The organism is Bacillus cereus group sp. N12 (genome assembly GCF_016483575.1).
Lineage (GTDB): Bacteria > Bacillota > Bacilli > Bacillales > Bacillaceae_G > Bacillus_A > Bacillus_A toyonensis.
Genome location: NZ_JAEHBO010000029.1, coordinates 18,055 through 40,095 on the forward strand (window position 1 = coordinate 18,055; position 22,041 = coordinate 40,095).

Here is a 22,041-nt window from a genome sequence, read left to right on the forward strand (position 1 = left end):
AGTCTTTCTTACGTTAACGAGTCGGACCAGATACTTCCCCTGGTTTCAACGTATTATTTGTACCAAGAGAATGATACAGCATCTTCCCATTCACAGTTACGATATGATAATCTAAATTTCATTTTTTCTGTTTTGAGCATTTTTTGTTTATAATGGTAAAGGAAAGAAATATGTGTACGGAGGAATATTATGCTGCAACACTCAATTACGAAAGATGAAATTATGATGATTGCGAATGAGTTCGTTCAAGGACTAGATCCACAGCAAACAGCTGATCAGGAACATGTCGCTACAGCTCGGCACCTATATCGTAGTGGTGTTGTCTACAACGTTGACTTTGATGGTTACACGCTATCAGGAACTGTAGATGCTGAAGGCAGCGTATATAGCGTTCATATCCCGATTCGTAACGTCGCTGAAAGCTATTGCGATTGCTTCGCACCAATGCAATGTGAGCATATGCTCGCTGTGTTACTATCTGCAGCGTCTAGTTTCGGGCAAGTAGGAGATGTATTAACTTTATTTAAAAATAATACGAAACCTTCTCTTCCTCCTATTCGAACTGCAAGACAAGTATTGCAATCATCAGCTTTTGAAGAAACGGATTATAAAAGTTGGCAATCATATTTTGACAACGAATATGAATCATTTAAAAAAGAACAAGCTCGGCTTACTTATAAACAAATGTATTTTCTTATGAGTATTTTTACAGACTTCTATACGAAACTCGAGCGGAAAGCTCCGCGTATCATTGCGATACATGAATTGTTCAGACTACACGCGGTACTTTATTGCTTTCAAAAATTATTAGAAGAAATTCAGGCATTCGAAGTAAATAAAACGTATTCTTATCACCAACCTGTTAACGTCGTTCGCCTATTTGTGGATAAAGTGGAATCCATCGTTCGGGACCTACAATCAGAAGCGATTCCTTCAGAGTCTGAATCAATTTTACAAGAAACTGCTCGTCTCGTTCACGAAGTATTCTTCTCCACTGATGCCTATACACAGGAGAGATTTTTTATTTATCGTCACATATGGAGTGAACTGTTAAACAATAAAGATCAACTGCAAGAAGAAGAAAAACGAATTGTCACGAAAATAAATCCACTTTCCAAAGCATTAGCCTCTTCTCATCTATTCTTTTTAAATGACGAAGACCTACTAGCAATGGACTTACTAAAAAAACAGCCTGCTTCTGTTGTAAGTCTTTATTTCTATTGGTTAGAAGAGCTATTAAGCGCCATGCAGTGGGATCGCGGAAAAAACTGGCTTTCGTTTACGTATAAACAAGTAAAGAAAACCATACATGAGCACGAGGATACAATCTTCATAAAAGATATCGTTCGGTTATTTGTAATCATGTACGAAACATATGCAACGCATACAAATGAACAAGCTGGATTCGAAATGATTTTACAAGAACTATTACCGTATAGTTTCACAAACTACGAACAATACGTACTCGCGAAGAAGCAGTATCGTACATGGTCCGAACTTCATCTCTTATATGGATTTGAAGCAATTGAACTATTGAAAGAGCCATTGAAAGATATTGAAAAAGAAGCGCCAGAAGCGGCACTTCCTCTTTATCATCTTGCTGCTGTAGAGGCCATTGAAGAACGAAACCGTAAATCATATAGACGTGCAGTTCGCTACTTAAAGAAATTACGTACATTATATAAACGTTTAAAACGCACCGATGAATGGGATGCTTTCATTATTCATATCGCCAATCTACATTCACGCCTTCGTGCACTACAAGAGGAATTACGGAAAGGAAAATTAATCGATGATCAATCAAACTGAAGTAACAATTAGGCTCCAGCATGTTAGTCAAGGTTGGTTCCTTTGGGGCGAAGATGACAGCGGTACTCCATTATCCGTAACAAGTTGGAAACGAAATGCATTTACATGGCACGCCACTTCCTTCTATGGCACGTTTCTAAAAGAAGCAACCTTTGAAGGGAAACAAGGTGTTATGCTAACAAACGCACAAGCATTTGAATACATCGCAAACAAACCGATGAACTCCTTTGCACATATTCAAATGAACGATCCTATTACAGCACTTACGAAAGATGCAAATGAATTATGGGATGCCTTCGTAAGCGGTAGCTTCGTACCCGATATGGAACGTTGGTCCAAACAACCATCTTGGAAAGTTCAAAATACACCAATCGAAGATGATACATTAGCAACGCTTTTCTCAACCTCGGTAAATGAAAGTATATTGCAAGATAACCGATCAAATGACGGATGGGAAGATGCAAAGAGACTATACGAACATTACGACTTTACGAAAAGACAGCTGGAAACAGCGCTACATGAAGAAGATTGGCTTCGAAAAATCGGTTACATTGAAGATGACCTTCCCTTTACAATTGGACTAAGACTGCAAGAACCACAAGAGGAATTTGAAATGTGGAAGCTTGAAACGATTGTGGCACCAAAGCGCGGGGCACATCGCATATATGTATATGAAAACATCGATTCCTTACCGAAAAGATGGCACGATTACGAAGAGCGTATTACGGAAACGCAAGAAGGCTTTAGTAAGCTCGTACCGTGGCTAAAAGAAGAGGATACGTTCAGAAAAGAACTGTTTGAAACGGAAGCATGGAATTTCTTAACAGAAGCAAGTGACGAGTTACTTGCAGCTGGTATTACAATTTTATTACCATCATGGTGGCAAAATTTAAAAGCAGCAAAACCGAAGCTGCGTGTACAGCTGAAGCAAAGCACAGCACAAACACAATCTTTCTTCGGCATGAATACGCTCGTTAACTTTGATTGGCGCATTTCAACGAACGGAATTGATTTATCGGAAAGCGAATTTTTCGAACTCATTGAACAAAACAAACGATTATTCAATATAAATGGTCAATGGATGCGACTGGATCCAGCCTTTATTGAAGAAGTAAGAAAACTAATGAACCGTGCCGATAAATACGGACTAGAAATGAAAGATGTCCTCCAGCAACATTTATCAAACACTGCTGAAACAGAAATTGTAGAAGAAGATAGTCCGTTTACTGATATTGAAATCGAACTAGACGGATATTATGAAGAGCTATTCCAAAAGCTACTCCATATTGGAGATATTCCAAAAGTAGATGTCCCTACTTCACTAAACGCAACACTTCGTCCGTATCAGCAACACGGCATTGAATGGTTATTATATTTACGACAACTTGGATTTGGGGCATTATTAGCGGACGATATGGGACTTGGGAAAAGTATTCAAACGATCTCTTACTTACTATATGTAAAAGAAAACAAGCTCAAAACAGGTCCTGCATTAATCGTGGCGCCGACATCCGTTCTTGGAAATTGGCAAAAAGAATTTGAGCGTTTCGCACCAAATTTACGCGTTCAATTACATTATGGAAGTAACCGCGATAAGGGAGATTCATTTAAAGATTTTCTTCAATCAGCAGATGTTGTATTAACGTCTTATGCGTTAGCTCAACTTGACGAGGAAGAACTTACTTCGTTATGCTGGGACGCTGTTATTTTGGATGAAGCACAAAATATTAAGAACCCACATACGAAACAGTCGAAAGCAGTACGCAACTTGCAGGCAAATCATAAAATTGCTTTAACTGGTACACCAATGGAAAACCGACTTGCCGAGCTTTGGTCCATTTTCGACTTTATTAATCATGGATATCTTGGCAGTTTAGGACAATTCCAGCGCCGCTTCGTCACACCGATTGAAAAAGACCGTGATGAAAGAAAAATCCAACAAGTCCAACGCTTTATCTCACCATTTTTACTGCGTCGAACGAAGAAAGATCAAACAGTCGCATTAAACTTACCAGATAAACAGGAACAGAAAGCTTACTGCCCACTAACTGGTGAACAGGCTTCCTTATACGAGCAACTTGTTCAAGATACATTACAAAATGTTGAAGGGCTAATCGGGATTGAACGTCGCGGGTTCATATTACTAATGTTGAATAAACTAAAACAAATTTGCAATCACCCTGCTCTTTATTTAAAAGAAACAGAACCGAAAGATATCGTTGAACGTTCTATGAAAACAAAAACGGTAATGGAACTAATCGAAAATATTAAAGATCAGAATGAGAGCTGTTTAATCTTTACTCAATACATCAGCATGGGAAACATGCTAAAGAGCATATTAGAGGAAACATTTGGTCAGCGCGTCCTCTTCTTAAACGGCAGTGTGCCGAAGAAAGAGCGTGATAAGATGATCGAACAGTTCCAAAACGGAACGTATGACATTTTCATCTTATCCTTAAAAGCTGGCGGAACAGGCTTAAACTTAACTGCCGCTAATCATGTCATTCACTACGATCGTTGGTGGAATCCAGCTGTAGAAAATCAAGCAACGGACCGTGCATATCGTATTGGTCAAAAACGATTCGTTCATGTTCACAAACTTATTACAACAGGAACATTAGAAGAGAAGATTGATGAAATGTTAGAACGAAAACAATCACTAAACAATGCTGTCATTACAAGTGATAGTTGGATGACTGAACTATCAACAGACGAATTAAAAGAATTACTTGGTGTATAAACAAAAGGAGCAAATCTCGAAATGAGATTAGCTCCTTTTTCTATTCCAAAACCAATTACTTATTATAATTCCTGTCAATCCGCCGCACGTATCAAGTAATGTATCTTGCCACATCGGTGTACGGTCTCCCGTAAACCATTGATGGATTTCATCCAATGTTGCATACCCTGCAACGAAAAGAAGGGCATATATAAAGCATCTTTTTCTCGAACAACCCGATCGATGAAAAGCATAATACGTCAAAGAACCGAGCATGAAGAACACCATAAAATGAGCACCTTTACGAAGGAAAAATTCAACAAATCCGCCCACACCTTTATTTGCAATACTAACAGGTGTACCTCCACCATAATCGATAGATACCCACGAAAAATGCTCTTTCACAAATTCAACATTTACATATTGTTCAATATCCGAGCGCATATCCTGTTTTTTATATGGTTGTGCTGAGGAATAGAAGATAAGCCCCATCCATAGTAATACAGGAATCCAAAATAACCATTTACGATTCATTCTTCCGAAACCCCTCTCTTAGTCTTTTAAGAGTACCAAAAAAAAGAAAAAATTTCACGCCAAAACATGACATTTGCCCCCTATTTATAAAGTGAAAGGGGGTGATACACATGGCAGTTGAAACAATTGTAATGGATTTAACTCTACGTCTTGTATTAAACAATGGATTAGATAAGAATGGAAAAACAACTTTGAAGAACAAACAATTTAAACGCGTTAAAACAAATGCAAACTTAGAGCAAGTACACAACGTAGCCCGTGCCCTTGCTTCCTTACAAGAATCATCACTTCACGCTGTACAACTTGTAAGTACTTCAGATCTTGCTAACGTATAAATAATAAGGAGGGAATAAAGCATGCAAGTACTCGAATTGATTTTCACGAAAGAAGATGGAAAAACAGTTGTTTTTTCTATCGATAAGCCCATCACACCCGTCGATGCACAAGTCGTAAATCAAGTAATGGATACCATTCTTGCGTCATCTATATTTTCATCAATTGATGAAAATACCCGAAAAAAAGGAGCCCGTCTCGTAGAAAAAAATGTATCCGAAGTTCCAATTACTCTATAAAGTAAAACTTTAATCAGTGGGGATTTTGTTCATCCCTACTGATTATTAACCTTCACCAATCGGGCATTTACAGGCAGTAAGGCTCCCAACTAACTTCTTCTCTCCAGCCGAATTTTGAGCTAGGAGTCTGACTGCCCACAAACAGCGGAATAAACGAAAAAGACGAATCTGCATTATTTTGCAGATTCGTCTTTTTTCTTCGGCATTTCAATCGGAATAAAAATCTTTGAAAAACCGACGCATACATATTTATAATTTTCTCCACCTAAATCGAAATCAGTCGTATATGTTGAGAAGAAAATATAATCATTTCGCTTTGTATAATGGTCGATTAATAATCCAACTTGTGGCTCAACATACTTTTTCGCCAACTTCTTACCTGCCGATGCTAAATCGCCAAGAAGACCCTCTTCATTTTCTTTTTGAACCTCATCTAGCTTCTTACTTACATCATTACGTTTCATAAACTGCTTCGCTGCCCAATCCGTATATTCTCCTTTACTCGGATTACTATTCGCTAAATAAACTAGGAGAACAACAGCTAGAACTATAATAATATACTTTTTCTTCATGCTATATCACCGCCTATTCTTTTCTATTTTCATATATATGTACAAGCGATGCAAATTAGAAAGACTATCATCTGTTGATTGTAAACGAATAACTAAAATTTACAATATAAAACAGAATATTAATAGTGACTTTACAAAATTTATATATAATTATATTCAGAATAAAAATTACAAGGGAGGCATTATACTAATGAACAATGAAAATGATATTTTTATTTCTAGTTCTACAATGATGTTAGAGCCATGTAAGCACCCCTCTTACCGTACAAAAATTATCGACAGTAGCGGGAAGCACCTTTACTCCCGCCAAACCGCTCTCCAGCTCATACAGAAATCTTGTCTAACAGATGTTTATTCTACTTATCAGGGCAGACGTAATGCAGTCCAAGCAAACTTTAAATTCAAACAAAACGTTCCGATTCCAATTAATCATAAGGAATATATTTGCGCTTTTCCAACAGAATCTCCTGCTTCTCCAAACTGTATTTGGTTGTTCTACAAGCATATCCATACAATAGAGTTTTTCAAAAAAACTAAAAAAGCTAAAATTTTTTTCTCAAACGGATTTACCGTAACGATACAAATTAGTTCCCATAAGTTAAGTCAGCAATTATGGAAAGCTGGATATGTTTTATCCCAAATGAACATGCAAGATTCACTACACTCATAAAACCTCATGCCACATTTACTATCTTAAAACAAATAGAATGGAAGGTGATCTTTCTCTTATCTTCCATTCTACTTATTCTCTTTATCCCTTTACACTATCTCGCATTTTCTCAAGTGCCTGCCGGTATATCCACCTCACCTGATAATATGTCATTCCCATTTCACAGGCTATTTCTCCCATCTTTTTCCCTACAAAAAATCGTTCCGAAATAATGTGTCTCTCCCTCTTATTTAACACACTCATAAAATCCTGTGCTCTCATTCCCGTTTCTTCAGACTCAAATTGTTCATCGTACTCTCCGACGCACACATACCTCTCCTGCATTACGCATTCTTTCTTTAGTCTTTCCAATATATAACCACGTACCGTTATCACCGCATAAGCAGGAAAACTTCCTTTCCCCTCCTCATATCTTTCATACGCATACCAAAGACCGATTAAACCACATTGATAATACTCTTCATGATCTTGATAAATACTTAACTTCTTTATTTGATTTATAATCATTCCTTCATACAAAACAACCGTCTCTGTAAAAGTGGCTGGCTTCACATAGTACCTATTTCTAAAAGGTATACCTCTTTGTTATTCCGCGGTACCTTTACAATATAAAAATAAAGAAGAGACTTCACTGTGAGTAATTTCAAATACTACCGAAGGAATTTGAAATTACACTAGGCAGTATTTGAAATTTTGTTGGTGGTATTTGAAGTAAGGGCAAAAATAAAAAAGGTGACTCTAGAGAGCCACCTTTTTTGTCAGATCATATTATACAGGAATATTTGGTAATATTTTTGCCATTAACACAACAAATGCAGCTAAGAATGCCGCTTTAATAATGAATAAAACAATAATTGGAATAGCTGCTTTCACTTTACTTAATCCAGCTGTAACTTGTAATCCTAACCAAATTAAAACTAAATTCCATAAATAGAACAATTCAATTGTATTACCTATTCCATATGCAAGTGAACCTTGATCAAATAATGGTCCTAAACTTGTATACTGGGTTGCTCCACCATCTAAAATTAGGGCTATAATACCATTAATAAGTCCACCAATAATAAGAATAATATTAGTATATACAACAATCGTTAATAACTTCTTATAAGACGTATCATTTCCAAAGAACATCATAAATACTTTATAAATAGCTGCGACAAATAGCGCTCCAATCATCGCTCCAACAAAACCAGATCCAATTCCATAAATAACTTCTGATGTTATTGAACCCTTACCAGCAAGTTCACCTAATTCTTTCTGCATTTTAACCATTTCAGGTGACGTGTTCACAACATATGTTGTCAAACCACCTACAAGCCCTTGTAACAACGCAACTAAAAAGAACATACCCCAAACTTTCTCGCTCGCCTTCATTCTCTCAAACTGTAAACCAGGAGAAGTAATCATTCCAAATAATGATGGCTTCTCTCCGCCAACCTTTTGCGTATTCAAATCCGCTTCCATTATAACGCCTCCTTCTATTTATATAACCCGTTCTAACGGGCGGTTCACTTCCTCATTGTAAGAGGCTACGAACCGCCCACTAGAACGGTAATGTGTAGTTCTACTACACTATTAATTACTCATAACGTAATGCTTCAATTGGATCTAATTTCGCAGCTTTGTTTGCTGGAATTAATCCAAAAACAATACCAAGTGTCATAGAGAATAGTACTCCTCCAACGACAACTTCCCATGAAACGAGCGGTGGCCACTTCGCAAATGTGGAAACGATATATGCCCCGCCATAGCCAAGACCAATTCCGATTAAACCACCTAGAAGCGTCAACATAACTGCTTCAATTAAAAACTGTAATAAAATTTTACTACGCGTCGCTCCAAGTGCTTTACGTACTCCAATTTCGCGCGTACGTTCTGTTACAGATACGAGCATAATGTTCATAACACCAATACCACCAACGACTAGTGAAATACCAGCGATACCGCCGATGATCATTGTCATAATACCGGTCATCTTTGAAATACCTTCTTGAAGTTCTTTTAAATTCATAACTTCGTATTTACCAGTTGCATCACTCGGTTTACGACTGTTTAAGACATCTGCAGCTTTTTTACCTGCTTTTTCTAAGTTATCTACATTTTTTGCTTGAACAGAAATATTTTGAATTTCATCTTTTCCATACAGTGTCGGCCATAATGAAATTGGAATTAATGCTTCTGATGGTCCCATTCCCATAAACTCGTTATCTGATTTGTAGACACCGATAATTTGCATCGGTTGACCCTTCATTTCAATAATTTTACCGACTGGATTGGCATCCTTAAATACCTTTTCCTCCATTTGTTTACTAATCATGACAACGTTATTACCTTGATCCACATCTGATTCTTGTAAAGAACGTCCCTTTAACAACTTTACTTTATTTACTGAAAAATACTCACTGTCTAATCCAGTAATACTCACCATTTCTACTTTATCTTCAATATCAAGTGGTTCCATACTTGAATTTGTTGTTACAACATGTGAGATTTCTGGAATTTTTTTAATTTCAAAAATATCTTCTTCAGTTATTTTCGGTGCTTCTACCATCCCCATACCAAAAGGATCATTCATATCAGCACTATAATGAATCGGAACCGTTTGATTACCTGATCCAACAAATTGAGATTTCAATGCCGCTTCCCCGCCTTGCCCAATCGCAACGACGGTAATAATAGAGCCTACACCGATAATAATCCCAAGCATCGTCAAAGCCGAGCGTAGTTTATGAGCTAAAATAGACGATAAGGCAATTTTCATACTATCTAGTAAACTCATACTGCACACCTTCTATCTTCTGTAACTTTCCCGTCTCGCAGTACAATGCGGCGAGACGAATAAGCCGCTACTTCCTCTTCATGCGTAACCATAACAATTGTCGTACCTTCTGCATTAAGCTTCGTAAAAATATCCATAACTTGCTCACCAGACTTCGTATCTAGCGCACCAGTCGGCTCATCGGCCATAATGAACGTTGGGTTATTCGCAATTGCCCTTGCAATCGCTACACGTTGCTTCTGTCCACCTGATAATTCATTCGGTAAATGATGTACGCGGTCCGCTAATCCAACTTTACCTAACGCCTCTAAGGCACGCTTACGACGTTCTGCTTTCTTCACGCCACCGTATACGAGCGGAAGTTCAACATTTTCCACCGCAGAGAGACGCGGCAGTAAATTAAAATGTTGGAATACAAAGCCGATATATTCATTACGAATTAAAGCGAGCTTTGACTCGTCTGCTGTTAAGATATTCACATCATTCAGCATATATTCGCCTTCTGTTGGACGATCTAAACAACCAATAATGTTCATAAGCGTTGACTTACCGGAACCAGAAGGCCCCATAATCGAAACAAACTCACCACTCTGAATCGTTAAACTAATACCATGCAAAATCGGTACCGCAAGCTTCCCTTGATAATACGTCTTAGCAATATTATTTAGCGTAATCATTTCTCTTTCACTTCCATTCCGTCATACACGTTGTCGGAAGGATTTTTAACCACCTTTTGCCCCACTGTTACGCCTTCAGTAATCTCTGTCCAATCTCCATCAGTAGCACCTTTTTTCACATTTTGTTTACGAAGCTTTCCTTTTTCTTCGATATAAACAAATGCATCATCGTCTTTTTCTACAATGCTCTTACTTGGAACAGCAATCATCGTCTTATTCTCTAAGTTTACTTGTAATGAAACATGGTAACCTGGAGATAAACCGTCTTGGCTATCAAGACTTGCTTTATATGTATATTGGGACATATTTTGAGTTGCTTCACCTACACCACCAGCTTGACCCATCTCTGCACTCGTTGGGAATTCACTTACCTCTGTAATCTTACCTGTCCACTTCTTCTTATTATTTGCTTTCGCAGTTACAGTGAATGTTTGATCCTTTTGGATTTGTGACTTCTGAAGCTCTGTTAAAGTCCCTTGAACTTGGAACGGGTCTTTAGAAGCAACTTGTAAAAATGCCTTCCCTTGTCCACCTAACGCTTGAGATGAACTTTGCGCCGCATCTTTATCTAACTTTTGAACAACACCAGCAAAATTACTATAAATCGTAAGCTCTTTCTGCTTTTTATTTAACTCTTCTTTCTGTAACTTCCCTTTCTCTTTCTCAAGATCAGTTGTTTTTTGCGCTATTTCTAACTCACTTACTTGCTCTTCCATCGGATCTGTTACTTCTTTCCCAGCTCCGCTATCTTTCACCTTCTTAATTTCTTTCTTAAGCGAATCAATCTTCTTTTTCCCTTGATCATAACGCATATCTGCCATCTTCTGATCAAGCTCAGCTTGCTTCATTTGAAGATTAATCTCTTCATTATCATAAGAGAATAACTTCGTACCTTTCTCTACCTCTTGTCCCTCTTTTACCTCAATATCTTTCACTTTTCCTTTGGCCGGATCCGCATAGAAACTTTCAATATTCCCAGGCTTCACCTGACCAGAAACTAACTTCGTATTATTCAGCTTACGCTCTGTCACTTTCTCAAAACTTACAGCATCAGCCGTTGTTGATGCGCCCTTCTTCTTACCTTGCATAATAAAAATATTAACTGCTGCTACAATAACAATTAGTGCAATAACTCCGATAATAATCCATTTTTTCTTCTTATTTGGAGTACGAACCGTATTTGGTAACATATTCTCTCTCCCTTTATAACTTAATAGTTTAATATAAAAAATTGTATAAAACTTTCTGAAAATATATTACATATTATTACATTATTTTTACAGAGTTTTACACATCCATTTATATTGTAACAAAAATTCCAATGATTAGAAATATGACATCTTGTCTTTTAAGATAGATTTAAGGAAATATTATATTATATAGAAAAAGCTATCCAATATAAAAATTGAATAGCTTTTCAAACAAAATATTACGCCGCTTTAGGATCTTTTCTCTCATGTCCACGTTGAACGATGAACAAGAAGACTGTTGATAAAATCGCACCTGTTAATAGTAAGATAAAGCAACCATCCCAGCCAGAACGATCAACAATAACACCAATTGCTGCGTTTGCTACAAGACTTCCGCCCACATAACCGAACAGACCACACATACCAACTGTCGTACCTACCGCAAATTTCGGTACTAATTCCATCGCACTTAAACCGATTAAGAACTGTGGTACGTAAATTAAACATCCGATAATAGAAACTGCAATACTTACAACAAGTACGCTAGTTGCTTGCCAATATACAAACGTACCAATAACAACTCCAACCATACTAATAATACACAATGGCATACGTTTCCCTTTAAATAATTTATCACTTAAAAGACCAACGATTAATGAACTTGGAATTGCCATACCTTCAAAGATTGCATATGCTGCATGTGCTTCATTTTTTGAAAAACCTTTAACTGTCGTTAAATAAAGTGGAACCCAGTTAATAACACCGAAACGAATTAAATAAACAAATGCATTCGCAATACATAAGAACCATACAAATTTATTTTTTACTACATATTTCATTAAAATCTCTTTTGGTGACATCTTGTTAGCATTATCTGCTTTTTCAAGATTTTCATAGTCATTACGATACTCATCAATTGGAGGAAGACCTTCAGACTCTGGTGTATCCTTCGCATTGATCCAAACAAGAACTGAAATTACCATTGCGATAATCGCTGGGAAAATAAACACGCCGCCTTGCCAATGACTTTCACCGAAAATACCTACACCAATTCCGACAAGTGGTGGCACAAGCATTCCGCCAACGTTATGTGAAATATTCCAAATACCTGTTTTCGTACCGCGTTCTTTCTTTGAGAACCATTTCGTCATAACGATACTACAAGGTGGTGCTCCCATACCTTGTACAATACCGTTGAGGACAAGTAATGTAACAATCATTCCAAATGAAGATGCAAACCCGAAACAAATATTTACAAGCCCTGATAAGAATAATCCGACTGCGATAAAGCGCTGGGCAAAAGCTTTATCTGATAAATTCCCCATAAAGAACTTACTAAACCCATAAACAATCGCCATTACTGAACCTAGTAGTCCAATTTCAGCTGTACTAAAACCATATTCTTGTACTAAATACGTACTTGATAACGTAAAGTTACTGCGTACTAAATAATAAGCAGCATATCCAACAGAGATTCCGATTAGCACACGAATACGTAGTAACGTATATACTTTCGCGATCATATCCGCTGGTAATCTCTCAATTGCAGGTGCTGGCTTAAGCCATTTAAACATATACACTCGTCTCCTTTTCTCACTTTTGAGAGAGACGCTGTCTATTCCATATCTCGATTATTCCACTATTTGATATATTTTGGTTCGCCCTTCTAACCGGCTGTCCTTCTATTTCTTTCTCATTCTTCGCAAACATCGTTGGTACGCCAAACGAAACTTTTTCTAAAATGTGACCCGCTTCTTCTGATAAACAATAATCAATAAATAAATCCGCAATAATACCACTCGGTGCACGTTTTAGTTTCGAAATCGCATTGACAGACAAACCTGTTTGCTCAGGTTCGTTACTTAAAATAGGAAAGCCTCGTTTTTGAAGCATTCTCTGATCTCCCATAAAATTGATGCCTATCATATATTCACCACTTGCCACAAGTTCTGCTGGTATGTAACCATTCACTGTTACTTCTCCAACCTGTCCTGCAAGATGCTTCACATACGCCTTCGCTTCCTCTTCACCTAAAGTATCAATAAGTGATTGAAAAAACGTATATGCAGTACCCGAAACATTTGGATCTGGCATAACAATCTTTCCTGTGTACGCAGAGTTTAATAAATCTTGCCACCTGGATGGATACGGTAGGCCAAGCGGTGCTATTTCTTCGTTCCACCGCTCTTTATTAATTGCGATTGCCAATTTCTCTACTTCGTAACCGTACCAATAACCATCTTTATCTTTAACAGTTTTTGAAATACGATTCGCATGCTGGCTCGTCACAGGAATAGACAGATCTTTTTGCTTCATCATTTGATGTGCATCTACTGTACCGCCAATAATAATATCCGCTTTCGGATTTCCAGCTTCTTCTTCCACTCTTCGAAGAAGTTCTTCTGTCGAAAGACGAATAAATTCATACGTACATCCACGCGGTTTACAAAATGATGAAAGCAATGCCTCACCAACTTCCTCACGGGCCGCTACATATGCAACAAGATGACGATCATCCAAAATAGGGAGACCACTTTTATTATATTTAATAGAGGTTGTATCTCGAGAGCAACTAGACATCGCTCCTCCAATTACTAGCAAAAAGAAGAAAAAGGCTATCTTTCTCATGACGCATTCTCCTTTACGAATAACTCTGCTAGAGAGCCTTTCATATACATGACATTCCCGTTATTATCACCGAGGTATTGCACAACAAAGTACGATGGATATACAGAAATCGTAAGAATATCTTCACGCTCATTCTTTACATGCTTACCTGATTTATAAGCTGTAATATAAGCAATCGGTTCATTCTGTGATTGTAATAATTTCTGAATTTCTCCGTAATCTGTAATTTGTTTTGCGTACCGAATAGAATCAAGCATGTGCGTAAGATTGATAGTACGTACTACATTCCCTTGACGTACTATGACATCCTTTGCTGAAGCGAAGAAATCACTAATACGCTCTGGCGTGTAATACAGGCTTAACAAATACGTTTGAAATGCCGAGATCATCGGATCAGTGCCCTTCTTCCCGTATACGTTCGCCTCATACTGGAACAAGTCACCTACTGCAAAAGTACGCTTATGTCCATTCAAGTACGTTACTTCTCCAGTAAATACTTGTTCTTGGCTCTCTGCCTCTCTCGGTTCTATTCGAATTCGGTCAAAGAATGAAACAATTGTATGTAAACGAACTTCATCCGTTACAACAATTTCTCCCCACTTTTCATGTCTTACTTTCACTTCAATTGGAAGAGATTCGTTCACTCTTTGTAAAACGGCTTGTTTGTCATTCACAATTGTGATTCGATTATATGTTTGTTTCTCCACAACATAAAACAAAACAAGAGAAACAATGATACAAAAGACAAACATAAGAATTTGAAATGATAGCCTTTTCATTTCTGCCTACCTCCAAGATAAAAAAACGTTGTTTCGAAAATACCGCATAATTGTTTCATAAATGTATCATTTAACCGCTTTCAAGTTTTTTATGTCTTCCATTCGTCTTGGAAGCAAAAATGTAATAAATATCGTAGTACCAATCTCTTCACTGCTCTCAATTCGCATACTTCCGCCTTGCTTATTCATAATCTCCTGACAAATATACAAACCATAGCCGTTCCCATAACTAGAAGGAAGCATTTTCCCTCCTGGAGACCCATTCCACTCGGCAAGTACATCCTCATCTATACCGATACCATCATCATGAACAAAAACCTTCGCCTCATGCTCACTTACAATTACATTCATGCGAATTTGCGTAGCATCACTATATTTAATTGCATTATCAAGTACATTTAAAAAGATTTGCTTCGTCTTATCAAAATCCGCAACGACATGTACATCCGTTAACTCATTTATCACTTCAATCTCAAATTGCTGCAGACGAGGTTTCACAATTGAAACTGCTTCTTCTGCTAATTCTTTTATATTCACAACTGTAGGTGACACTTCAAACGTACTCGTCCCGTACTTTGAAGACTTAAGTAATTCCTCTACAAGTGATAATAGACGCTCACTTTCTACAGCTACATACCGGAGACTCTCTTGCACATCTTCCTTCGAGTGTAACTTCGGAATTAAATCAACATAACCGATAATTGCCGTAAGTGGTGTCTTCAACTCATGCGTAATACGGTCCAAGAAATCTTTCTGTTTCTCTTTTTCTTCCTTCAATTGCTTAATATGCAGTTCAATTCCATCAGCCATCGCATTAAAGGATGCTGAAAGCTGTGCAATTTCCACATACTCATTTAGCTCAATCTTACTTTCATAATCGCCATTCGCAAGCCGCTTTGCCATTTGTCTCAACTGATCAATTGGCCTATGAAGAGACCTAGCTAAACGAACCGCAAAGAAAATACCTGCAGCCACTAAACAAAGAGATGTCATTAAAAAAGTCCAGCTCACATTTGTTAAAACTTCCTTCTCACCCGTTAACTCATCTATAAAACGAATACTCCCAATGACATCGTTTCCATAATAAACCGGGCTTGAAAACAAAAGAATGGGTGCTGGCTCTCCTTCCGCAAAAACATAAGCTTTCTTACCCTTCAAAGAACTCTCAATATCAATATTTCGATGAAGTAACGCTCCTTTTTGTGTATCTGCAACAACATCTCCATTCTTTCCTATCATCTGTACACGGACATCCATCCGCTTCGCTAAGTACGAAGCAATTAAAAGCGAATTCGGACCTAACGTCTCGATTTCTGCTTCTTTCTCTAAATAATTCATCGTATAAATTTGTGCCTCTACACTTAACTTCTCAAGAGAATCTGCTGCATTATGATACATATTCTTCTCTAGTGAAATATAAACAACCGTATACAAAAGAAAAAGAATTGGAATCAACAATCCAACTATTCCAAATACCATATTCCGTTTTAACGACATATCATCACCACTTAACAATCCAGCTTATAGCCAACGCCATAAATTGTTTTAATATATTCTCCGCTCGTACCAAGCTTCTTACGTAATCTTTGCACCATAATATCAACCGCTCTCGTATTTCCGATATACTCAAAGCCCCACACTTTCTCGAGTAACTCATCTCTCATAAATACACGCTGTGGATTTGAAACAAACAGCTGACATAAATTAAATTCTCGGTACGTTAACTGAATCTCTTGTCCACTAACATGTAATTTTCTTTCCTTAGGACAAATTATTAACTTTCCAGCTCGAATTACTTCGTGGCTTGCCGTAACCTCTTCCTTCTTCACACGCCGACTCATATTCTTCACACGAAGAATGAGCTCCGCATAATTGAAAGGCTTCGTTACATAATCATCCGCACCGAGTTGCAAGCCGAGCAATTTATCATTCATCTGACTCTTTGCAGTTAACATGAGTACTGGAATATCTCTATCCTTCTCACGGAACAAGCGAAGTAACTCATACCCATCTGTATCTGGAAGCATAACATCCAAAATCAATACATCCGGTCCTTCATTCCACTTTTCTAGCGCTTCTCTACCATCAGCCGCTACTAATACTTCATATCCTTCCATCTCTAACTGCATTCGAATCAAATTACGAATACTCGATTCATCATCAACTACAAGTATTTTCATCCTTATCCTCCTTCCATCCTGTATTATAGTACAGTTTAGTATAGCAAAAATCATACAAAAAAAGAGAGGATATTGTCGAACATATGTTGAACGACAATACCCTCTCTTTCACTTATTATATTTACTTAGCATATCCATTCGGTTGTTTTTGATGCCAATTCCAAGCATGCTCAATGATTGTTTTCACATTTACATACTTAGGATCCCATCCTAACTTCTCTTTCGCCTTCTGAGAAGAAGCAACTAAACGTGCTGGATCTCCCACACGACGCGGTGCTACCTCAGCAGGAATTTCATGATTTGTAACTTCACGAACTGCATCAACGATTTCTTTTACACTGAAACCATTACCGTTTCCTAAGTTATAGAAATCACTTTCTCCGCCGTTTTGTAGGTCTTTAAGCCCTAAGAAATGAGCTGCTACTAAATCTTCAACATGAATATAATCACGAATACAAGTACCATCTGGTGTATTATAATCTTCACCAAACATCATAATCTTCTCACGTTGACCTAACGCCACTTGCAATACAAGAGGAATTAAATGCGTCTCTGGGCGATGATCTTCCCCAATAATACCATTTGGAGTTGCACCAGCCACGTTAAAGTATCTGAAGACCTTATATTTTAAGTTAGACGCTTGGCTATACCAATGAAGCATTTTTTCAATTGCTAATTTTGTCTCGCCATACGTATTCGTTGGATTTGTTACAGTTTCCTCAGTAATAAGATCCACATCTACTTCGCCGTAAGTTGCCGCAGTAGAAGAGAAAATGAACTTATCTACTTTAAACTCGTCCATTACTTCTAATAAGCAAAGTGCACCATACACGTTGTTGTTATAATATTGAAGAGGTTTCTCCATACTAACACCAACTAAAGAATCAGCCGCGAAATGCATAACCGCGTCAATATTTTCTTGTGTAAAGACGTCTCTTAAGAAACTTTTATCACGAAGGTCTCCTTTATAAAACTTTGCGCCTTCTGTAATGGCATCTTCATGACCTGTTTGTAAGTTATCCACTACTACTACGGATAAACCTTCATCTACTAATTTTTTCACAGCGTGTGAACCGATGTAGCCAGCTCCGCCACAAACCAAAATTGAACTCATGTTATTCCTCCTACTATACTCAATACAACAAATATATAGTTTCTCTCATACATTTTATGCTTACCTATATTTTACCATAAACACTCATTTAAAATAATATAATGTGAACCGTAACGACAACTAACTTCTTAAAGTGGCAAGCTTCTCTTCAACCTTCTCTAAATCCTCGACAGAATCTATTTCAAAGCTGTCATTGCTATCAATTTCATATAAATGAACATTCAGATGACCAATATTATCTTTCACAATATTATCCCAATACAGCTCACTAAAGTCTTCTTGCTCCACTGCTTTTTCTAACTCTTTTACGATATAATCCGCATCGTCCTTACACCAATAGGAAAGGCCACATAAAATGTAATCATCATGACCGTCACCAATTTCAATATCGTACACTTTCTTGCTTTCATCATGCTTAATAATCCATTCATTGCGGAAATCTTCTTTCCTTGCACTAAAGTATAAAGATGACTCTGGTTTTTTAATAAATATATTACGATGTAAATACACATCAGCATCTACCACATACGCATCTGCCAAATATTCACGCACTACATACATCGTATAAATATTGTTGTACACATTATATTTATCGTTATATACAAGACGTATATTTTCATATTTATCAACAAGATAATTAAATTTTCCCGATAAATATCCAGTAACAACAATAATTTCATCTATACCAATTTCTTGTAAATATTCAATTTGTCGTTCTAGCATCGGTTTCCCGTTTACCTCTACTAATGACTTTGGTTTCGTTAATGTTAATGGGCGCAAGCGTGTCCCCATACCAGCTGCTAATAAAATCGCTCTCATGCTACCTCTCCTCTATATTTCTTTCTCTTAATAAATTCATTTGCATCCGCGACTGTTAAAACAGCACCTACAATAATGAATAAACAACAAATAATTAATTTCCAAGAAAATGGTGTTCCCATTACTAATATAGAAATCCAAATCGCCCAAGCTGAATATGTAATATTCAGCCCCATAGCTTTCGTTGGGCCCAGTTCATGGATTGCTTTATAGTAAAAAATGTACGAAGCTGTCCCAATTAACGCCACAAATATAATTAAGATAAATTCACTACTTACCATAACTTCTTTCGTTAAAAAATGCCCGCCTAATGTCGGTAAAATGATCAGTCCATATGTTACAGACGAAACAAGTTGGCGAATTTGCAACGCCTCTTCTGGTGAAACTTCCCCATCCTTCATACCGTAGGCACAAATAACACATTCTAATCCCCAACCTATAATACAAATCAAAACAAAAATAAAACCTAACATATAGTTTTGTGTTGCAAATCCATCACCGGTAAAGCCAAGAATAATAATACTACTAATGCTTATTACAAGTCCTAACCAATTCCAAGAGCGTAAACGTTCTTTTAAAAACATAAATGCAAAAAATGCTCCAACGGCTGGATATATGGCTGAAATTGCTGCCGTATACGAAGCCCCTATATACTTTACGGCTAATACATAAAAAGTCATCCCTAAAGGTCCGCCCATTAAAGCACCTAACATTACGAAACGACCACTTCTTGTTTTTAATTTAGAAAGTGCTGTTCGTAATTGACCTTTAAGTCCCATATAGACCATCATCCACAATGTCGACATAAAATCATGTAAAAATGTGCTAACAAGCGGCGCAAGGAATATAACTTGCTCCGTTTCCAACATAACTGTCGAGGATAATATAATTCCAATTAAAACCGTATCTATAGCCCAAGCAAATCCGGAGAAAACACCATAAAAAATCCCTCTACTTTGCTTTCGATTCATACTGGTATCCTCCATAGTACTCTAAAAATAACTGTAAATTTTCTTTTGCCCGCGTATATCGATCCATTCCATATGTTCCGAAATCACTACCCGCTGCTTCTTTAATCTTTGTCCAAATACTCCATAAAAAGTCTTGGAAAATTTTATTTAATAAGATTCTTTGTCGATGCATTTCTTCTACTTTTCCATTAAAATAGTAATCTAAAAATAACTCTTCATCTTCAGCTGAGAATTCACACTCTAAACTATGCGCTGCAATATCCCACATCGGATCATTCAAGCCGCCATACTCCCAGTCGATTAAATACATCTTGTTTTCTCCGTTTTTCACAAAGTTTTCAGCAACAGTATCATTATGGCAAGGTGTTAACTGAACATCCATTTTCTCATACATTGCTTTTAATCGCATAACTTGCTTCTTTACCTTTTTATAATCAGCAAAGTTTGAACCATTTGATTTACTTAATAAACCTTCATAATGCTCAATTTTCTCAAATACATTAAACGTATTACTCATCGCTGCACTTGATTCATGTAATTCCTTCAGAATAGCTGCCGTTAACTGCATGTTATCACTACGTCGCGCCGTTTTCGGATTCAATGTTTCTGCATTTGAAATAAGCTCTGCTAACTTCACACCTGTTTCTTCATTAAAATATAGAAGCTCAGCGTCAATTCCTAGCTCACTTGCCAAATTAGAATTCACCATTTCATCATGACGACTAATCATTTCTTCCGTACCGCTTCCTGGAATACGAAGTACATATTCTGAATCCCCGACACTTACCTTGAAATTCGTATTTGTCATACCACCAAATGGTTGAATATTTGTAATAGCATCTTCTGAAATATTTAAAGCCTCCATAACGTGGCCTTTAATTTGTTTTTCTTTAAACTCTGCTTCTTTTCTCAATAAACGAGGGTAAATTTTATTCCTCACAACTTCATATTGCTGTTTTGTATCAATTTCTGCCCACACAATATTTTGTAATTTGATATGCCCAATATCATATGTTCTTGCAACATCAAGAAGTAAATATTCATAATTCACATACGGATTTTGATTATGATTAAACAACTCCAACATATTAAGAAAAACATCATAAGAAAGTTTTGAAATTCCAATCATCTCGCCATCAATACGATTTAATTGATGAACATCTTTCGAGATTTTATACAAATTCCCGTTTTGAATCTCTACAAATGCCTCATCACCAGAACCACTTTCATTCGTAATCAATACACAGTCCCGTTCCGGATATTGTAGCAATTGAGAAATCGCATCTTCTTCTATTAAAATATCATCTTCAATTAATAGAAAATCATCTGTAATTAAACTTTGAACACTTGAAAGTGAAGCCATAGAGCCTGTCCATTTATATTTCGGATTTTCTACAAAGTATACTCCTTGCTCTTTATTCCAAGAAGCAAATTTTTCTTTTTTATATCCAGAAACAATAACAACTTTTTCAATTCCGTTATTGTGTAATATCTCTAAATTTCGATTTAAAAGTATTTTATCACCAATGGATAATAACCCAGATGGTTTACCTAATTCCTTACGATTTCCTGCCGCAAGAATAACTGCTTGCTTAACTTTTTTATACTCTCGCTGATGAACACGAATCTTTTTTTGCTGCATTGTAGCTAACTCGCTCTGCAAAAATTTAAGACCCTGTTCTTTCACATAATAGCTTATATGTTTTCCATTTTTTTCACTAACAACATAATTTTTTTTCGTCAAATCATTTATAATATAATTCACTTTTCCGGTAGATATCCCACTACGTTCTGCAATTTTCTTCTGACTTAAATGTGGTTCTTTATTAATAATTTCTAATATATCAATCATATGTTGCATCTGTGGTCCCCCATAACATCGATAATACATTCAAAATTTGAACGCAACATTAATATTATCACTAATAAGGTGCAATGTAAATTTGTTGTAAAATTTCAGTAAATACAGTTTTACATTTCTCCTATCATCTAAAATAAAAAGAAGTGCCCCTGCTTATTTTGCAC

21 protein-coding genes are annotated in these 22,041 nt (G+C 36.8%); 5 read left to right on the top strand and 16 right to left on the bottom strand.

Features of this window, described 5'->3' with window-relative positions; translation table 11 throughout:
- Positions 1 to 189 precede the first annotated feature (189 nt).
- Together JDS92_RS15115 and JDS92_RS15120 are read left to right on the top strand one after the other, a co-directional pair.
- Complete coding sequence (locus JDS92_RS15115) at positions 190 to 1,809, top strand: SWIM zinc finger family protein (RefSeq protein ID WP_199632103.1); 1,620 nt, start codon at positions 190 to 192, stop codon at positions 1,807 to 1,809.
- Complete coding sequence (locus tag JDS92_RS15120) at positions 1,793 to 4,549, top strand: DEAD/DEAH box helicase (protein WP_199632104.1); 2,757 nt, start codon at positions 1,793 to 1,795, stop codon at positions 4,547 to 4,549. Before JDS92_RS15115 ends, JDS92_RS15120 begins: the two co-directional genes overlap by 17 nt.
- 27 nt (positions 4,550 to 4,576) lie before the next feature.
- On the opposite strand, the gene JDS92_RS15125 is transcribed toward JDS92_RS15120, so the two are convergent.
- Positions 4,577 to 5,062: a VanZ family protein gene (locus tag JDS92_RS15125; protein WP_001080720.1), complete on the bottom strand. Its 486-nt coding sequence runs from the start codon at positions 5,060 to 5,062 to the stop codon at positions 4,577 to 4,579.
- Positions 5,063 to 5,172: 110 nt separating this feature from the next.
- On the opposite strand from JDS92_RS15125, the gene JDS92_RS15130 reads away from it, so the two are divergent.
- Together JDS92_RS15130 and JDS92_RS15135 are read left to right on the top strand one after the other, a co-directional pair.
- Entirely contained in the window at positions 5,173 to 5,397 is a 225-nt protein-coding gene (locus JDS92_RS15130; protein WP_000257697.1) for a DUF1659 domain-containing protein, read from the top strand.
- Between the two features lie 21 nt (positions 5,398 to 5,418).
- Entirely contained in the window at positions 5,419 to 5,634 is a 216-nt protein-coding gene (locus tag JDS92_RS15135) for a DUF2922 domain-containing protein (RefSeq protein ID WP_001197606.1), read from the top strand.
- A 173-nt stretch (positions 5,635 to 5,807) separates the two neighbouring features.
- On the opposite strand, the gene JDS92_RS15140 is transcribed toward JDS92_RS15135, so the two are convergent.
- Positions 5,808 to 6,206, bottom strand: a complete 399-nt coding sequence (locus JDS92_RS15140; protein ID WP_000731398.1) for a DUF4359 domain-containing protein — start codon at positions 6,204 to 6,206, stop codon at positions 5,808 to 5,810.
- A 190-nt stretch (positions 6,207 to 6,396) separates the two neighbouring features.
- Here JDS92_RS15140 and JDS92_RS15145 point away from each other — a divergent pair, with 190 nt between their 5' ends.
- A complete protein-coding gene (locus JDS92_RS15145) occupies positions 6,397 to 6,876 on the top strand; it encodes a competence protein ComK (protein WP_001058457.1) in 480 nt (159 codons plus the stop codon).
- A gap of 81 nt (positions 6,877 to 6,957) precedes the next feature.
- On the opposite strand, the gene JDS92_RS15150 is transcribed toward JDS92_RS15145, so the two are convergent.
- From JDS92_RS15150 to JDS92_RS15215, 14 genes are all read right to left on the bottom strand, one after another.
- Positions 6,958 to 7,428, bottom strand: a complete 471-nt coding sequence (locus tag JDS92_RS15150) for a sigma-70 family RNA polymerase sigma factor (protein ID WP_199632105.1) — start codon at positions 7,426 to 7,428, stop codon at positions 6,958 to 6,960.
- A gap of 216 nt (positions 7,429 to 7,644) precedes the next feature.
- The gene (yknW, locus tag JDS92_RS15155; protein WP_199632106.1) at positions 7,645 to 8,343 is read right to left on the bottom strand and encodes a YknW family membrane protein; all 699 of its coding nucleotides are present in this window, start codon (positions 8,341 to 8,343) and stop codon (positions 7,645 to 7,647) included.
- A gap of 115 nt (positions 8,344 to 8,458) precedes the next feature.
- Positions 8,459 to 9,658 (bottom strand): ABC transporter permease, encoded by a 1,200-nt coding sequence (locus tag JDS92_RS15160; protein WP_000054399.1) that lies wholly within the window; start codon positions 9,656 to 9,658, stop codon positions 8,459 to 8,461.
- Entirely contained in the window at positions 9,655 to 10,335 is a 681-nt protein-coding gene (locus JDS92_RS15165) for an ABC transporter ATP-binding protein (RefSeq protein WP_000631624.1), read from the bottom strand. The genes JDS92_RS15160 and JDS92_RS15165 overlap by 4 nt, the downstream gene beginning before the upstream one ends.
- Positions 10,332 to 11,525 carry an efflux RND transporter periplasmic adaptor subunit gene (locus tag JDS92_RS15170; protein WP_000937338.1) on the bottom strand — a complete coding sequence of 398 codons (1,194 nt, stop codon included), beginning with the start codon at positions 11,523 to 11,525 and terminating at the stop codon, positions 10,332 to 10,334. The genes JDS92_RS15165 and JDS92_RS15170 overlap by 4 nt, the downstream gene beginning before the upstream one ends.
- 239 nt (positions 11,526 to 11,764) lie before the next feature.
- Positions 11,765 to 13,099: an MFS transporter gene (gene pgtP / locus JDS92_RS15175; RefSeq protein WP_000477572.1), complete on the bottom strand. Its 1,335-nt coding sequence runs from the start codon at positions 13,097 to 13,099 to the stop codon at positions 11,765 to 11,767.
- A gap of 19 nt (positions 13,100 to 13,118) precedes the next feature.
- Positions 13,119 to 14,153 (bottom strand): ABC transporter substrate-binding protein, encoded by a 1,035-nt coding sequence (locus JDS92_RS15180; RefSeq protein WP_098912472.1) that lies wholly within the window; start codon positions 14,151 to 14,153, stop codon positions 13,119 to 13,121.
- Positions 14,150 to 14,932 carry a DUF3919 family protein gene (locus tag JDS92_RS15185; RefSeq protein WP_000826601.1) on the bottom strand — a complete coding sequence of 261 codons (783 nt, stop codon included), beginning with the start codon at positions 14,930 to 14,932 and terminating at the stop codon, positions 14,150 to 14,152. The genes JDS92_RS15180 and JDS92_RS15185 overlap by 4 nt, the downstream gene beginning before the upstream one ends.
- A 66-nt stretch (positions 14,933 to 14,998) precedes the next feature.
- A complete protein-coding gene (locus JDS92_RS15190; protein ID WP_000054070.1) occupies positions 14,999 to 16,429 on the bottom strand; it encodes a sensor histidine kinase in 1,431 nt (476 codons plus the stop codon).
- 11 nt (positions 16,430 to 16,440) lie between these two features.
- Positions 16,441 to 17,112 carry a response regulator transcription factor gene (locus JDS92_RS15195; protein WP_199632107.1) on the bottom strand — a complete coding sequence of 224 codons (672 nt, stop codon included), beginning with the start codon at positions 17,110 to 17,112 and terminating at the stop codon, positions 16,441 to 16,443.
- Between the two features lie 121 nt (positions 17,113 to 17,233).
- The gene (gene galE, locus JDS92_RS15200; protein ID WP_199632108.1) at positions 17,234 to 18,226 is read right to left on the bottom strand and encodes a UDP-glucose 4-epimerase GalE; all 993 of its coding nucleotides are present in this window, start codon (positions 18,224 to 18,226) and stop codon (positions 17,234 to 17,236) included.
- Between the two features lie 120 nt (positions 18,227 to 18,346).
- The gene (locus JDS92_RS15205; RefSeq protein ID WP_199632109.1) at positions 18,347 to 19,045 is read right to left on the bottom strand and encodes a sugar phosphate nucleotidyltransferase; all 699 of its coding nucleotides are present in this window, start codon (positions 19,043 to 19,045) and stop codon (positions 18,347 to 18,349) included.
- On the bottom strand, positions 19,042 to 20,016 hold the full coding sequence (locus tag JDS92_RS15210; protein ID WP_001080586.1) for a DMT family transporter: 975 nt from the start codon (positions 20,014 to 20,016) through the stop codon (positions 19,042 to 19,044). Before JDS92_RS15210 ends, JDS92_RS15205 begins: the two co-directional genes overlap by 4 nt.
- Positions 19,997 to 21,877: a phosphocholine cytidylyltransferase/choline kinase family protein gene (locus tag JDS92_RS15215; protein ID WP_199632110.1), complete on the bottom strand. Its 1,881-nt coding sequence runs from the start codon at positions 21,875 to 21,877 to the stop codon at positions 19,997 to 19,999. The genes JDS92_RS15210 and JDS92_RS15215 overlap by 20 nt, the downstream gene beginning before the upstream one ends.
- Positions 21,878 to 22,041: the final 164 nt, after the last annotated feature.

Bases quoted from the DNA above. Each gene is read 5' to 3' on its own strand.
- JDS92_RS15180 (WP_098912472.1), bottom strand. From the start codon at position 14,153: ATGAGAAAGATAGCCTTTTTCTTCTTTTTGCTAGTAATTGGAGGAGCG.
- JDS92_RS15165 (WP_000631624.1), bottom strand. From the start codon at position 10,335: ATGATTACGCTAAATAATATTGCTAAGACGTATTATCAAGGGAAGCTT.
- galE (WP_199632108.1), bottom strand. From the start codon at position 18,226: ATGAGTTCAATTTTGGTTTGTGGCGGAGCTGGCTACATCGGTTCACAC.
- JDS92_RS15210 (WP_001080586.1), bottom strand. From the start codon at position 20,016: ATGAATCGAAAGCAAAGTAGAGGGATTTTTTATGGTGTTTTCTCCGGA.
- JDS92_RS15185 (WP_000826601.1), bottom strand. From the start codon at position 14,932: ATGAAAAGGCTATCATTTCAAATTCTTATGTTTGTCTTTTGTATCATT.
- JDS92_RS15215 (WP_199632110.1), bottom strand. From the start codon at position 21,877: ATGCAACATATGATTGATATATTAGAAATTATTAATAAAGAACCACAT.
- pgtP (WP_000477572.1), bottom strand. From the start codon at position 13,099: ATGTTTAAATGGCTTAAGCCAGCACCTGCAATTGAGAGATTACCAGCG.
- JDS92_RS15125 (WP_001080720.1), bottom strand. From the start codon at position 5,062: ATGAATCGTAAATGGTTATTTTGGATTCCTGTATTACTATGGATGGGG.
- JDS92_RS15170 (WP_000937338.1), bottom strand. From the start codon at position 11,525: ATGTTACCAAATACGGTTCGTACTCCAAATAAGAAGAAAAAATGGATT.
- JDS92_RS15195 (WP_199632107.1), bottom strand. From the start codon at position 17,112: ATGAAAATACTTGTAGTTGATGATGAATCGAGTATTCGTAATTTGATT.
- JDS92_RS15120 (WP_199632104.1), top strand. From the start codon at position 1,793: ATGATCAATCAAACTGAAGTAACAATTAGGCTCCAGCATGTTAGTCAA.
- JDS92_RS15145 (WP_001058457.1), top strand. From the start codon at position 6,397: ATGAACAATGAAAATGATATTTTTATTTCTAGTTCTACAATGATGTTA.
- JDS92_RS15190 (WP_000054070.1), bottom strand. From the start codon at position 16,429: ATGTCGTTAAAACGGAATATGGTATTTGGAATAGTTGGATTGTTGATT.
- JDS92_RS15140 (WP_000731398.1), bottom strand. From the start codon at position 6,206: ATGAAGAAAAAGTATATTATTATAGTTCTAGCTGTTGTTCTCCTAGTT.
- yknW (WP_199632106.1), bottom strand. From the start codon at position 8,343: ATGGAAGCGGATTTGAATACGCAAAAGGTTGGCGGAGAGAAGCCATCA.
- JDS92_RS15115 (WP_199632103.1), top strand. From the start codon at position 190: ATGCTGCAACACTCAATTACGAAAGATGAAATTATGATGATTGCGAAT.
- JDS92_RS15130 (WP_000257697.1), top strand. From the start codon at position 5,173: ATGGCAGTTGAAACAATTGTAATGGATTTAACTCTACGTCTTGTATTA.
- JDS92_RS15205 (WP_199632109.1), bottom strand. From the start codon at position 19,045: ATGAGAGCGATTTTATTAGCAGCTGGTATGGGGACACGCTTGCGCCCA.
- JDS92_RS15135 (WP_001197606.1), top strand. From the start codon at position 5,419: ATGCAAGTACTCGAATTGATTTTCACGAAAGAAGATGGAAAAACAGTT.
- JDS92_RS15160 (WP_000054399.1), bottom strand. From the start codon at position 9,658: ATGAGTTTACTAGATAGTATGAAAATTGCCTTATCGTCTATTTTAGCT.